Here is a 13958-nt window from a genome sequence, read left to right on the forward strand (position 1 = left end):
GCTGAAGGCCGGATCCTTATCTTATGCCCCTTAGCCTGTTACAATCAATGCGACCGGAAGATGCAGCGATAAACACCACGCCCGATCATGAGGAAGAACCATATGCCCGTTCGATCGGCTGTTGCACGGACGAGAGCCGTGGGGAGCGGACGGCAAGCCAATGACTTGGCATCCGAGCGTGAGCAGCCGCCAACATGCGCGAGACTGCCACCTCACACTGCGGCAAAAAGGGAAGATCCAACCGGGCTGATACACCGGTTCGCGATGACCGATTAACGCGCATGGGAAGGCACCTCTCGTTCGATCCGGATGTGGCGCTCGAGGCCGCCATGGAGGTTTTTTGCGCCAAGGGATTCGAAGGGACCAGCATCGACGATCTGGAGCATGCTACCGGCCTGCGCCGGCCGAGCCTCTACCGGACGTTCGGCCCTAAAGAATCGTTTTTCCGCCATGCCTTTCTGCGCTTTGAAGCGACACGACTGCGTTTTTTTCGAACCGCCTTGCGGCGGGTCCATATTGGTGACGTCCTAAGGGAGCTGGTGGCCGGCAGTGTTGATACGGCCGTCTTCGCCGCAGGCAGCGGACCCACCGGCTTCCTCGCCATCCTGTCCGGTGCTCCGTGCTGCGACGCGATACGTGATTTTGTCGAACGGCGACGACGGCTTCGCCAATGGACACTTGAACGCCGGATGTCCGCCGCGATCCAGGCCGGGCAACTCAGGAGCGACGTCGATCCAGGCGATCTGGCCCAGCTTATTTTGATCTTGCTATCCGGCGTGTATGTCCAGGCGGTGGCCGGATGCGATGAATCGGCAGTCCGGGCCGCGGCGAACTTGATGCTCGACACGTTGCGGACGAGCCTTTCGCCTATCAATATAGATCCGAGCTCCAGACCGGAAGCTATCGCTGAACAATGAAACGATTTTGGATCCGGCGATGCGAGATTCGATGGGTACAGTCGGCAGGCTCCGACTGAGCGAATTGGTGGCGCGCATTTCGAACGAGCCCGCGACAGCTGCACGGTCTTATCAACGTAATTTTGTGATGGCGTCCGTAGAGCCATGCGACGGTCCGGCGCAAGAGTTTTACCAGCGCATCAAGCACCGGACGAAATACATGTGCCCCGTCGGTCATCCGATGGGGATTGAAGGATCCGCACTAATGTGTAATTACGATAGCAACACATTTGGATATGGTCTTTCACTTGCCCACCAGCACCCGCTTCGCCGTTGCCGTTCACACGCTCGCCGCGCTTGCCGTTAACGAGGGCAGGCCCGTGCGGTCCCAGGATCTCGCAAGAAGCGCCAGTACCCATCCGGCGGTCATCCGGTCGATTCTCTCCAGGCTCGCCGATGCCGGCCTTTCCACCGCGCAGATGGGCCTGGGAGGAGGTGCTTTACTGGCGAAACCTGCGGCGAAGATCAGCCTGTTCGACGTCTACAAGGCCGTGGAGGACTGCGAGATTTTCTCGCTGCATCGCTCGCCGCCCGATGAGAAATGCGTGGTCGGCAAATATATCCAGGCCGCGATGCTCCCTGCGCTCGATCGCGCCCGTCAGGCGCTGGAGGAGGAGTTGCAAAGGGTTTCGATCGCGGAAGTGGCCGCCGACATTGCCAGGCGGGGCCAGTTCACCATCCCTTGGCAAGGATGACTTCATTTATCTGATTATGTTGGTATGTCGCCAACATATATACAAAGGAGTGTGCATATGTCGGATATTCGCATCGCCATCGTCTATCACAGCGGATACGGCCATACCGCGCGGCAGGCCGAGGCTGTGAAGTCGGGCGTGAACCAGGTGGAGGGCGCGGAGGCCTTGCTGCTCACGGTCGAGGAGGCCCAGACTCGCTGGGACGATCTGGAGGCGGCGGAGGCCATCATCTTCGGCGCGCCGACCTATATGGGCAGCGCGTCCGCGCCGTTCAAAGCCTTCCTGGATCTGACCTCAAGCACCGTCTTCGCCAAGGGCTTTGCCTGGAAAAATAAGATCGCGGCCGGCTTCTCGAACTCGGCCTCGCGCTCGGGCGACAAGCTGGCGACGCTGATCCAGATCGCACTATTTGCGGCTCAGCAGGGCATGCACTGGGTCAGCCTCGGCCTGCCGCCCGCGAACAACTCCAGCACAGGATCGGAAGAGGATCTGAACCGGCTGGGAATTTGGCTGGGCGCATCGGCACAGTCGAACGCCGACGAAGGTCCCGATGTTGCTCCTCCCGCCGCCGACCTGCGGACTGCCGAGCATCTTGGCCGGCGCGTTGCGGAAACGACGCTTCAATTCGTGCGCGGGCGCGCTGACTGAAACGGAAACGGCCGGTCCGTCGTGCACGGCGACCCCCAGGCAGATGGACAATAAGGCACTATTGACATCGGACAGCTGTGAATAACCTCAACAGGAACACAATCCATGATCGATTTTTATTTTCACTCCGGGCCCAATCCGATGAAGGTTGCGCTCATGCTGGAGGAAACGGGACTTCCATACCAGATGATCCCCGTCGATATATTCAAGGGGGATCAGCATATCCCGGCTTTTACCGCGCTCAACCCGAATGCCAAGGTGCCGGTGATCGTGGACGACGGTGAGATCGTGTTCGATTCCAACGCGATTCTTCTCTATCTGGAAGAGAAGACCGGCCAGTTCGGCGCAACGGCCGGTAGTTCGCGCGGCGAACTGCTGTCGTGGTTGATGTTCATCGCGACGGGGCTTGGGCCATATTCCGGTCAGGCGGTCCATTTCGTGAAATTCGCACCGGAGAAGCTCCCTTATGCGATCAACCGCTATACGAAAGAAGCCGAAAGGCATCTCGAGATTCTCGATGCGCGCCTTGCCGACCGTTCGTTCATACTTGGAGAAAACTGTTCGATCGTCGATTTCGCGGCGTGGGGTTGGGTGAATTTCGCGCCCGGCATCGTCGGCGAAGCTTTCCCTTCCCTGACCCATCTGCGGAGGTGGCATGAGACGATGAACACGCGCCCGGCAGCCGCTCGCGCGATCGCTCTTCGTGACACGCTCAAGCTCAAGTCCGACATTGACGATGAAACGCGTAGGGCCCTGTTCGGCAGGACGATGGCGCTCTGAGCGACGATGCAAAGGCAAATGGGCGGGGCTGGCGTCACGTAGCCGCCCCCGCCAGGCGCCGTAGGTCCCCACTGAACGTCCGCTTGGGCAGTCGCGAGATTACCGGTCCAGCCCCGAAACCCTGTTTTCGGGACTGACAAGGCGACGGAGACCGGCGCCGCCGCATCGAGGTCGAGAAGGACCTCCGGGGACACGGTCCATCATCGACGTTGCCCTGCATCTGCGGACGCTGCAGCAGCGGGTCGATCAGGAGAGAGGGTCACTCCCGCGCGATGGCAAGCCCGGTCTCGCGGCCTATGGCGTGATAAGCGGCGTCGCCGTCCCTTTGGCGGCAAGATCGGACCTCCGCTGCGGTATGCGCCTTTGCTACGATGAGCGCGAATGGTCAACCCATACCGCAGCGGTATCCACAAGTAGCAAATCGATCTTTGAATTGCGTGTCCACGCGGCGCAGATACCGGCTCGATCTCAAACCCCGGTTGAAGACATGAAACTGTTCCTGCTCCCCATTCTACGCCGCGCGCCAGCTTCACTCCTGAAGGGCGCCCCCGAGCGAGGATCGATCTCGACCTTTACGCGGCCGCACATGCTGGCCCGACTGTCCTCGGTCTCGTTCTTCGCCGCCACCGTGGGAATAATCAGTGTCCTCTTCGTAGCGCTTGTACGGGCTCTTGATGATCCGTTCATCGCGATCATCGTCTGTGCGCTGATTGGTGTCACGGCCGCGCCCCATATCTTCGGGCATCCCGCCCGGAGGACGCACCCATGAGGTTTGCAACAGGAATGCTTCGTCTGTGGGGAATCGAAATCGACGAGATGACCTTGGGCGCCATCGCGCGATGGCTGGAAATCCAGTCTTCCCGCTGTCGGGCACCGCTTGATGCGGTCAAGAGGCGATAATGTTTCTCGATCTTGCGCAGCAATTCGCCGACAAGGCCACTTGCTCAATCGCACCAAAGGCGCGTGGCTCACAGGAGCTGGATCGACTCACGATGCAGGTCGCGCAGCTGTCCTGCCGTGACAACCTGCGCAGTGTCTCCCAGGTCGGGCGCATGCGCCGGCTGATCGAGCGCCTGTTCGATATCCAGGTTCAAAATCCGTTCGCCGACGCGCGGCTCGAGGCGCTTCGTCGTTATTGCGTCCTCTTTCGGCATGGAGATAATCGCGCGCCGGGGGCGGAAGCTGAGCTTCTGGATCACGGCTATTCGCCGGAACAATGCCGACTGATACGCGCGGTATTGAAGCGGGGCGGCTAGACTGGAAATCCGCTGTCCCCTGGTTCACAAGCCGTCTGTCATCTTTGCAACCGCCCCATCGCACGGGGGTGGTGTTTTTGTTGCAGCATGCCCGGGCAGAACTTGCTTCCGGCCTGGCGCGACCGCGTGCGTGGACGGGCGGCGCCAGGCCGGGAGCGAGGTTATTGCGTCCATGTGAACCCAGCACGGCTGTTCGGGAAAGCTGGTTCATCCGCGTCAGAACCCCGGCAACCAGGCCGTGGCGGGACGCAACGCCTAGAAGTTGTACGTGCCCTCGAAGGTGAACATCCTCGGCGGGCCGTAGGTCACTTCTGCATAGCCGGAGGATGCGGTCAGCGACGAGTTGCCGCTGCCACGATAGGCTTTGTTCGTCAGGTTGGTAATGCCGGCCGCGAGGCTGAACCGGTTGCCCGGAGCTTCGTAGCGAATGTTTGCATTGACCAGCGCGTATTTGCCCTGGGCGATCTGCTCCGTGTTTGGCGCATCGAAATAGGTCTTGCTGCGGTAGGCAATGTCGGCGCGTGGGGTGATCGATCCCTCGCCGACCTTGATGCGATACGAGAGACCGCCGTTCAGGCTCCATTTGGGGGAATAGGCCTGCTTGTCGTTGAGGTCGACACGTCCCAAAGCACCGGGCGCCAGCCCGACCTGGCCTGCCTCGAGCGCAGCAGTGAAGCTGTCATACTGGAAGTTCGTGTAGCCAACGCCGAAGTTGATCAGCAGTGGACGGACCGGATTGGCCGTGCCTTCGAGTTCGAAGCCCTTGATCGTCGCCTTGCCGGCATTGCGCACGACAGGCGCCACGCCTTCGCGAACGACGATCTGAATATCCTTGTACTTCGAGATGAAGCCCGCACCCGACAGGCGCAACGCGCGCCCGATCAGCAACTTTCCGCCGATTTCATATGTCGTGACCTGCTCGGGATCGAATTCCGGCAGGAATTCCCTGCCCGTCGGCGCGTTGGGAGAGATCACCGGCTGAACGATCCGGGTGTTGAACCCGCCGCTCTTGAAGCCCTTCGAATAGCTTGCATAGGTCATGAGCTCGGGCGTCCATTGGTATTGGAGCGTCGCGGCGGGCGTGACCTTGCTCATGGTCTTCTTGTTGAGGACGGGATCGAAGAGATAGACATTCGAGCCCGCGCATGTCGCGGCCGCCGCTCCGGTTCGAGGCGGCCCCAGGCATACGGTCTGACCGGAGAGCGGCGCCGGATAGGCGACATTATACCCGACATTGGTGTAGCCATAACCTGACGCCGCCGCCGTCTCGTCGGGCGTCGCCTCCTTCTGGTCCCGGGTATAGCGAAGGCCGACGGTCAGGTTGAGCTTGTCGGTGATGGCGAAGGATTCCTGCGTGAACAGGGCGATCGACTGATTCTTGATGGAGGCATTGTTATTGAGGCCGCCGACGCGCAATTCCTCACCTGTCGTCGGGCTGATCTGGGAGGGAAGGTAAACCGGGTAAAATTGGTAATCGGTCTCGCGGAAATAATAGGCGCCGAACTGATATTTGAGGCGGCCGTCCCAGACGTCGCCGAGAAATTGCAGTTCCTGCGTGAACTGCTTGATATTGTCGCTGTTAACCGTCTCGAGGATCTGGAGCGGGGTGTTGTCGGCATCGCGGATCGAAAAGGGCTTGGTTTTGCGATAGGCGGTGATCGACTTCACGGTCATCCAGTTGGAAAGCTCATACTGGACCGTCAGCCCGACGCCGTACATTTCCAGTTCGGATTTGCTGGGGGCATTGGAGGCGACCTTGTAGGGCCCGAGGCCGAGATACTGGTTGTTCGCGCAGCGGCGGTCGGTGTTTTCGGGAACCGGCGTGGGCGGCGTGGTGAGCGCGAAGCCCGGGCACCCTGCGATCGCCGATGCGAACCGGACGAATGCAGCGCTCGTGTTGATGCCGCCGAACACCGTCGGCGAACCGTGGACATCGTCCTTGGTATAATCCCCGATCAGCGTCACCTCGAGCTTGTCGGTCGGCTTCCACAGCAAGCTCGCCCGGCCCGCGAAAGTATCGACGTCGCCGAGATCGCGCCCGCTTAGAATATTGGTGACATAGCCGTCACGGACCCGTTTCGTTGCGGCGAACCGAAGCGCCAGGGTATTGCTGACGGGCAGGTTGAGGACGCCGCGCACATCGCGGCGATTATAATCGCCGAGTGTCACCCCGATATTCCCCGCAATCTTGTCGAACTTCGGTCGCGCCGAGAAAACCTGGATTGCTCCGCCGACGGTGTTGCGGCCGAAGAGCGTTCCCTGCGGACCGCGCAGCACCTCGACACGATCGACATCCAGCAGGGAGATGGCGGTGCCGCTGGCCCGCGCGAAATAGACCCCGTCGACATAGAAGCCGACCCCGGGATCGGTCGAGGCGAGAAAGTCGGTCTGGCCGACACCGCGGATGAAGATGGCCGAGGAAGAGCTGTTTCCCGAAGCAGGGGCAACGGCGCTGAACTGGACGTTGGGCGCAAGCTGGGTGAGCTTGTCCGAGGAATCGATCTGTCGCTCGGCCAGCGCGCTACCGCCGAACGCCGCAATCGAGATTGGCACATTCTGGATGCTTTCCTCGCGCCGGCGGGCGGTCACGACAATGTCGGAGATTCCTGCCGGCCCAGGCGCTGCCGCAGTCTGCACCGGTGCGTCATTCGGGCCAGGCACGGCCTCGCCTGAAGTCTGGGCGGCGGCGGCATCGCAGACACCGAGCGCTGCGATCAGCGATAGCGCCGATATAGACGAGTGAAGATACGAGATTCCCAAAGCCCTTTTGAACATAGCATTCTCTCCCTGTTGAGGGACCGGCGCATCTTGCGTGGCTCGGCCCGTAGTCGTCGGATCAGAAAATCTTGAGCAGCCGAAGCTGAAACCGACCGGCTTCCCGGAAGCCGTCCCTGGCCTGCACATCCCGGGCGACGATGGCCTCCAGCTGGAAGCTCCGCGTCAGCATCGTCTGCGCCGCGAGCCGCAGTTGCTGGTGCTCGGTCCGCTGCCCCTGGTAAACCCCGTCCAGATACTGCCTGCCGCCCCAATATCCGGCATAACCGACCGACAAAGTGGATTTGCTGTCGGGCATCGCGAAGCGGAGCCAGGACTGGACTTCATAGGTCTCGTGCTGCTTGAGCGTCTGGTGCAGGCGCCCCACCTTGTTGTTGTCGCCATAAAAGGTGACATCGCCGTAGACATCGAGCAGGATTCGGTCGGTAATCCCCTGGATGACGCCAATCTGCGGATTGAACGTGTAGCGATTGTTTCCGAAATTGATGCCCTTGTCGGGATCATAGTCGCCGGTCGGGACGCCGATGATCGGTGAAAATCCGACATAGGTCGGACGCTTGCCGGGTTTGTTGACGAACCAGATGGTTGCGAAGATCAACGCATCGCCAAGACCGGTATCCTTGCCCAATCTTTGTCCGCCGACCTGCGCATTATGCACCGAACCAATCGGAAGGATGATCTGCGGATCGACGACGAACGGCCCGAGCTTCGTGAAATGCACATAGCGCAGGAGCGTCACAGACGTGTCCAGGCTGGTGCCCGATTTCAGAGTTCCGCCGTCGGGCGTGCGAAGTTCATCGCGATGGATATGCTGGCCATAGATCAGGAACATATTCGTCCCGGGAGGGAGCGCCGTATAGTCGCCCGGATCCACGTCGGTTGCACTCGCGGGCGCGGCCATCCACGTCATGGTCATAGCGGCCAAAAGACCGGACTTCCGCAAAATAGAGTGGAGCTTCATCCGTGGCCACCACGACATGCTGCGAACCAATGATGTTTGGGACTGCGGCTGCCGGCGATGGTCGGCGATGCCGCCTGGTCGTCGAATGCCGGGCGCGAGAACATCTTTCGACCAACGATGCCAACGAGAGACGACGCCGATAACCCCTTCCCCGCAGGTGGGCCGGCGTGCTGCGGTTGCAAGAACTCCGGATCGACATTGCTCATCCGAGCCTCCTCTTCCCGGCAAGACACGCATCCGCGCCATGCCGTTAGAATTGATTGTTGATTGAAGCGATCGAGTGCGCTGCAGAGCTATGCTCTCAGCAGCGACGATCTACCTTTGTGTCCAGCATGTCCCCTCCGAAACGCCCGTTAGCTTCCGCGTTGTTCAGGGTCGCCGCTTTAAGGGTTCGACACTGGCGGTTTCTCGAAATTGAACAAGCCGCCACCGACTGTCCAAGACTATCGGAGTATTCTAACTATACCGGATATGAAGAGGTACGGGCCCGACGATTTTCGTCAGGAACCTGCCTGGCGAAAGGGCTCCGGCACGTCGTAGCCCCATCGCGGGTACATGCGGGCAATCACCCTTCCCATGAGAGCGAGCTCCGGCGAGGCGTCACCGATGCGATGGCTCATGATGATGGGGGACGTCGCCCGCTCGATCAGCGGCAGGTAGCGAATGTCGCTCACGCGTGACTTCTGGACGGATACCGGCACGATACTCACGCCTTCCTCCGCCGCAACAAGACCCACGGCGATCTGCAACTCGCGCGCCTCATGCGCGATGCGCGGCTCCACGCCGATATCATGGAAGAGCGCGATGACCTGGTCAGCGTAGCCCGGTCGCGGTGCCCGCGGGTAGAGGATCAGCGGTTCATCGGCGAGCTGCCGAAGGGAGACCGGGCCATCAACCTTCGCGAGAGGATGCCCGGCGGGGATCGCCGCCACGAGCTGTTCCTCGCGCAGCACCGTCCGGCGCACCTCTTCGTCTTCGAACCGCACACGCCCGAACCCGACATCGATCCGCCCTTCCTTGAGCGCACTGATCTGCTCCAGGCTGACGAGCTCGATCAGGCTCAACTCGACATCCGGCGCTTCCGCGCGGAATTCGCGGATGAGCTCCGGCAGATGCGCATAAATCGTCGATGCCACGAACCCGATGACGAAGCGCCGCTTCTCGATCACCAGCGCCCGGCTCATCATGGAGCGCATTTCCTCGACGCGCGCCAGCACCTGAACGGCCTGTTCGTAAAAAAGCCGCCCGGGCTCGGTGAGTCGAAGTGGCCGCGCCGAACGATCGATCAGTTCAGCGCCAATCTCCGCCTCGAGCTGCTGGATCTGCCGGCTCAGCGGCGGCTGGGCGATGCGGAGCCGATCGGCCGCGCGGGTGAAATTGCGTTCATTTACAAGCGTTACAAAGTAGCGAAGCTGTCGAAGGTCCATGCGCTTTCATACCTTATGGGTATCACATCAAGACCCGAATGATCTTTGCCACTCCCTATAGCTTACCGTACTTATCACCGCAGACAAGCTAATTTGAGGATGGTCTGTGTGGTGAGTCGATCTGTCAGCATTGATACCTTGATTGTCGATGTGCCGACGATCCGGCCTCATGTGCTCGCAATGGCGACCATGCACAGCCAGTCCGTCGTCCTTGTCCGGATTCAGGCTGACGACGGCATCCAGGGCATCGGCGAGGGAACCACGATCGGTGGGCTGAGCTATGGCGACGAGAGCCCGGAGGGCATCAAGCTCGCCATCGACACCTATATCGCGCCCGTCCTCGAGACCTGCGACATATCGCGCGTCGGCGAGACGATGGCCAAGGTGCGGCGCCATGTGGTGGGCAACCACATCGCCAAATGCGCGGTCGAGACCGCGTTGCTGGACGGCGCCGGCAAGCGCCTGGGTGTTCCCGTGTCGGAATTGATCGGCGGCGGGCGCGTGCGCGACCGGCTGCCGGTCGCCTGGACGCTGGCGAGCGGCGATACGGCCCGCGACATCGAAGAAGCCGAAGCGATGATCGAACAGCGCCGTCATGCGATCTTCAAGCTGAAGATCGGCAAGCGCAGCGTGCGCGAGGATGTCGCGCATGTCGCCGCGATCAAGAAGGCGCTGGGTGATCGTGGCAGCGTGCGCGTCGATGTCAACCAGGGTTGGGACGAGGCGCAGGCCGACCTCGGCATGGGGCTGCTCGCCGATTGCGGATGCGACCTCGTCGAACAGCCGGTGGCGCGCGATGCCCTGCCCGCCATGACACGTCTCTCGTCACGGCATGCGATCCCCTTGATGGCGGACGAGGCGCTGCATGGACCGCGCGACGCTTTCGCGGTTGCCGCTTCGGCGGGCGCGCGCGTGTTCGCGGTCAAGATCGCCCAGTCGGGCGGGCTGCATCCGGCCTATGACGTCGCGGCGATCGCGATGGCCTCGGGCGTCGGTCTTTACGGCGGAACGATGCTCGAGGCGGGCGTCGGCACGGCCGCCTCGGCGCAGCTTTTTGCGACCTTTCCCCGTCTCGACTGGGGCACCGAGCTGTTCGGCCCGCTGCTGCTCACTGAGGAAATCCTCGCCGAGCCGCTTCGCTACGAGGATTTCTCGCTCGTGGTGCCCGAAGGCCCGGGCCTGGGGGTCGCGCTCGACGAAGACAAGGTGGCCCGTTTCCGCCGGGACCGCACCAGCCCCGTCCTCCATGCGGTCACGGGAGGCCGCTGATGCTGTTCCACGTCGAGATGGATGTCCGCATCCCCACCGATGCCGATCCGGCGCGCATCGACGCGCTCAAGGCGACCGAGAAGGCGCGCTGCCAGGAACTGATGGAAGCGGGCAAGTGGCGGCATATCTGGCGCCTCGCGGGACGCTACGCAAACGTCTCGATCTTCGATGTCGATAGCCCTGCCGAATTGCACGACCTGCTGAGCATGTTGCCGCTTTTTCCCTTCATGGAGATCCGGGTGTCGCCGCTGTGTCGGCACCCCTCCTCCATCCGGGAGGATGATCGCTGACCATTTGGTCCCGGCAGGCGGACCCAAGAAACTCTTCCAAGTCGAGAGGATATTTGAAATGACCCAGTTGACGCAATCTCCCGATATTCAGGGCTTCCTCGACCAGATCGCGGGCGCCGACCATGCAAGCGCCGGCGACGAGCGGCTCAAGGCGATCGTCCGCAAGATCGTGTCCGACCTGTTCGAGACGATCGACCAGTTCGACGTGACCGACGACGAATTCTGGCATGCGCTCAACTTCATTGCCGGTGGCGCGCCGGAGTTCGGCCTGTGGGCGGCGGGCCTGGGCCTCGAGCATTTCCTCGATATCCGCGCCGATCTCAAGGACCAGGCCGAGGGCATCACCCAAGGCACCCCGCGTACGATCGAAGGTCCGCTTTACGTGGCCGGCGCGCCGCTCCTCAAGGCCGAGGCGCGGCTGGACGACGGCAGCGATGACGGCGAGGTGCTGATCATGCACGGCCAGGTCCGCGATGTGGATGGAAAGCCCATCGCCAATGCAATTGTCGATGTGTGGCATGCCAACACCAAAGGCAATTATTCCTACTTCGACAAGACCCAGTCGGATTACAATCTGCGGCGCCGGATCGAGACCGACGCGGAGGGGCGTTATCGCTTCCGCAGCGTCCTGCCCTCGGGCTACGCCGTGCCGGGCGGCAGCAATATCGAGAAGCTGCTAGCGTCCGTCGGCCGCCACGGCAATCGGCCCGCGCATGTTCACTTCTTCATCTCCGCGCACGGCTATCGCCATCTGACCACGCAGATCAACATCGAGGGCGATCCCTTTGTCCATGACGATTTCGCCTATGCGACCAAGGACGAGCTGATCCCGCCGGTCATTCGCCATAGCGTCGCAAGCGATATCCATGCCGCCGGGCTCAACGCGCCTTATGCCGAGATCGCCTTCGACTTCGTGCTGAACCCGGCAGAGGAGCAGACGGACGAACAGGAATCGAGCCGCGCCCGCGCCCTGCAGGACGCCTGAACGCCGCAAAACGCAAACAGGAGAATGATGATGGGCACCACTTTGCTGGAGCGGCTCGATCAGGCCGTCGTCGAGGACAAGGAACGCGGCATCTACCGCTGCCGCCGCGACATCTTCACCGACGAAGCTCTGTTCGAGCTTGAGATGAAGCATATCTTCGAGGGCAACTGGGTCTATCTGGCGCATGAAAGCCAGATTCCCGAACCCAACGATTATTTCACCACCTCGATCGGCCGCCAGCCCATCGTCATCACCCGCGACAAGGGCGGCGAACTGCACGCTGTCATCAATGCCTGCGCGCATCGCGGTGCGATGCTCTGCCGGCGCAAGCATGGCAACAAGGGGAGTTTCACCTGCCCCTTTCACGGCTGGACGTTCAACAATGCCGGCAAGCTGCTCAAGGTGAAGGACGGGAAGACCGGCGAGTATCCCGCCGGCTTCAACACCGACGGCTCGCACGATCTCAAGCGTATACGGTTCGAGAATTATCGGGGCTTCCTGTTCGGCAGCCTCAACCCCGATGTCCTCCCGCTGGAGGAGCATCTGGGCGGTGCGAAGGCCGTCATCGACCAGATCGTCGACCAGGCGCCGGACGGGCTGGAGGTTCTGCGCGGCAATTCTTCCTACATCTATGACGGCAACTGGAAGCTCCAGATGGAGAATGGGGCTGACGGCTATCACGTCAGCTCGGTCCACTGGAACTACGCGGCGACCATGGGCCACCGCAATTACGAAGCGGACGGCACGCGCACCGTCGATGCTAATGGCTGGTCAAAGAGCGTCGGCGGCGTCTACAGCTTCGAGAACGGCCATATCCTGCTTTGGACCAATCTGCTCAATCCGGAGGTCCGCCCCGTCTTCGCCCATCGCGAGGAACTGACGGCACGGCTGGGCGCGGAGCGGGCCGGCTTCATCGTCGGACAGACGCGCAACCTCGGCGTCTATCCGAACGTCTATCTGATGGACCAGTTCTCGACGCAGATCCGTGTCGTCCGCCCGATCAGCGTCGATCAGACGGAGATCACCATCTACTGCTTCGGGCCCAAGGGGGAGAGCAGCACGGAGCGCGCCCTGCGCATCCGCCAATATGAGGACTTCTTCAACGTCAGCGGCATGGGCACGCCGGACGATCTGGAAGAGTTCCGCGCCTGCCAGACCGCCTACCAGGCCGCCGACGGGGTGTGGAACGATCTGAGTCGCGGCGCGCTGCGCTGGATCGACGGGCCGGACGACAATGCCAGGGCAATCGGACTCGAACCGATCCTCAGCGGCGAGCGCAGCGAGGATGAAGGGCTGTTCGTGCGCCAGCACGAATATTGGGCGGAGACGCTCAAGACGGCGCTTCTCCACGAGAACGCGCCGGTGCTGGAGGCAGCTGAATGAGCACCCTCCTCGCCCCCGAGCCGACCCGCGCGTCCGGCCTCGATCGCCAAAGCGTGGTTGATTTCCTCTACCGCGAGGCGCGGCTGCTCGATGACCGTCAATGGGACGAATGGCTCGATTGCTATTCGCCCAAGGCAGAATATTGGATGCCCGCCTGGGATGACGACGATCAGCTGGTCGAAGATCCCCACAAGCATATCTCGCTGATCTACTATCCCAACCGCGAGGGTCTCGAGGACAGGGTTTTCCGCATCAAGACCGAGCGCTCGGGTGCTTCCACACCCGAGCCGCGCACCAGCCACTTCATCGGGAATATCGAGATCCTGCAGGAGCGCGACGGCGAACTGGACCTGCGCTTCAACTGGAACACGCTGAGCCATCGCTACAAGGTGACCGACAGCTTTTTCGGCACCTCTTTCTACACGCTCGATACCACCGGCGCGGAACCCGTCATCCTGCGCAAGAAAGTGGTCCTGAAGAACGATTATATCCACCAGGTCATCGACGTCTATCACATCTGACGCTGGCCTGCC

Annotated in this window: 14 protein-coding genes; 11 read left to right on the forward strand and 3 right to left on the reverse strand. The window is 61.6% G+C overall.

Annotated elements, in window-relative coordinates:
• Positions 1-194 precede the first annotated feature (194 nt).
• The 6 genes from BOS5A_RS14195 to BOS5A_RS14220 all read left to right on the forward strand — a co-directional run bounded on the left by BOS5A_RS14195 (position 195) and on the right by BOS5A_RS14220 (position 4335).
• Positions 195-917: a TetR/AcrR family transcriptional regulator gene (locus BOS5A_RS14195; protein WP_151955609.1), complete on the forward strand. Its 723-nt coding sequence runs from the start codon at positions 195-197 to the stop codon at positions 915-917.
• Between the two features lie 287 nt (positions 918-1204).
• The gene (locus BOS5A_RS14200) at positions 1205-1651 is read left to right on the forward strand and encodes an Rrf2 family transcriptional regulator (protein WP_151955610.1); all 447 of its coding nucleotides are present in this window, start codon (positions 1205-1207) and stop codon (positions 1649-1651) included.
• A 57-nt stretch (positions 1652-1708) separates the two neighbouring features.
• Complete coding sequence (locus tag BOS5A_RS14205) at positions 1709-2299, forward strand: flavodoxin family protein (protein ID WP_151955611.1); 591 nt, start codon at positions 1709-1711, stop codon at positions 2297-2299.
• Positions 2300-2404: 105 nt separating this feature from the next.
• Entirely contained in the window at positions 2405-3079 is a 675-nt protein-coding gene (locus BOS5A_RS14210; protein WP_151955612.1) for a glutathione S-transferase family protein, read from the forward strand.
• A gap of 487 nt (positions 3080-3566) precedes the next feature.
• Positions 3567-3848 (forward strand): hypothetical protein, encoded by a 282-nt coding sequence (locus BOS5A_RS14215; RefSeq protein ID WP_151955613.1) that lies wholly within the window; start codon positions 3567-3569, stop codon positions 3846-3848.
• 130 nt (positions 3849-3978) lie between these two features.
• Positions 3979-4335: a hypothetical protein gene (locus tag BOS5A_RS14220; RefSeq protein WP_151955614.1), complete on the forward strand. Its 357-nt coding sequence runs from the start codon at positions 3979-3981 to the stop codon at positions 4333-4335.
• Positions 4336-4590: 255 nt separating this feature from the next.
• Here BOS5A_RS14220 and BOS5A_RS14225 read toward each other — a convergent pair whose 3' ends face one another.
• The 3 genes from BOS5A_RS14225 to BOS5A_RS14235 form a co-directional block, all read right to left on the reverse strand.
• The gene (locus BOS5A_RS14225) at positions 4591-6972 is read right to left on the reverse strand and encodes a TonB-dependent receptor (RefSeq protein ID WP_234419344.1); all 2382 of its coding nucleotides are present in this window, start codon (positions 6970-6972) and stop codon (positions 4591-4593) included.
• Between the two features lie 199 nt (positions 6973-7171).
• Positions 7172-8317: a transporter gene (locus tag BOS5A_RS14230; protein ID WP_151955616.1), complete on the reverse strand. Its 1146-nt coding sequence runs from the start codon at positions 8315-8317 to the stop codon at positions 7172-7174.
• Positions 8318-8571: 254 nt separating this feature from the next.
• A complete protein-coding gene (locus BOS5A_RS14235; RefSeq protein ID WP_151955617.1) occupies positions 8572-9498 on the reverse strand; it encodes a LysR family transcriptional regulator in 927 nt (308 codons plus the stop codon).
• A gap of 99 nt (positions 9499-9597) precedes the next feature.
• On the opposite strand from BOS5A_RS14235, the gene BOS5A_RS14240 reads away from it, so the two are divergent.
• The 5 genes from BOS5A_RS14240 to benB are packed head-to-tail and all read left to right on the forward strand — an operon-like array spanning position 9598 to position 13946.
• The gene (locus tag BOS5A_RS14240) at positions 9598-10767 is read left to right on the forward strand and encodes a muconate/chloromuconate family cycloisomerase (protein WP_151956017.1); all 1170 of its coding nucleotides are present in this window, start codon (positions 9598-9600) and stop codon (positions 10765-10767) included.
• The gene (gene catC, locus BOS5A_RS14245; protein WP_070156400.1) at positions 10767-11057 is read left to right on the forward strand and encodes a muconolactone Delta-isomerase; all 291 of its coding nucleotides are present in this window, start codon (positions 10767-10769) and stop codon (positions 11055-11057) included. The genes BOS5A_RS14240 and catC overlap by 1 nt, the downstream gene beginning before the upstream one ends.
• Before the next feature lie 58 nt (positions 11058-11115).
• A complete protein-coding gene (gene catA / locus BOS5A_RS14250; protein WP_070156401.1) occupies positions 11116-12042 on the forward strand; it encodes a catechol 1,2-dioxygenase in 927 nt (308 codons plus the stop codon).
• Positions 12043-12072: 30 nt separating this feature from the next.
• Positions 12073-13425: a Rieske 2Fe-2S domain-containing protein gene (locus BOS5A_RS14255; RefSeq protein WP_018250963.1), complete on the forward strand. Its 1353-nt coding sequence runs from the start codon at positions 12073-12075 to the stop codon at positions 13423-13425.
• Positions 13422-13946 (forward strand): benzoate 1,2-dioxygenase small subunit, encoded by a 525-nt coding sequence (benB, locus tag BOS5A_RS14260; RefSeq protein WP_070156402.1) that lies wholly within the window; start codon positions 13422-13424, stop codon positions 13944-13946. The genes BOS5A_RS14255 and benB overlap by 4 nt, the downstream gene beginning before the upstream one ends.
• Positions 13947-13958 lie beyond the last annotated feature (12 nt).

This window comes from Sphingomonas sp. EC-HK361, from assembly GCF_902498785.1.
In the GTDB taxonomy this organism is placed as follows: Bacteria; Pseudomonadota; Alphaproteobacteria; order Sphingomonadales; family Sphingomonadaceae; genus Sphingomonas.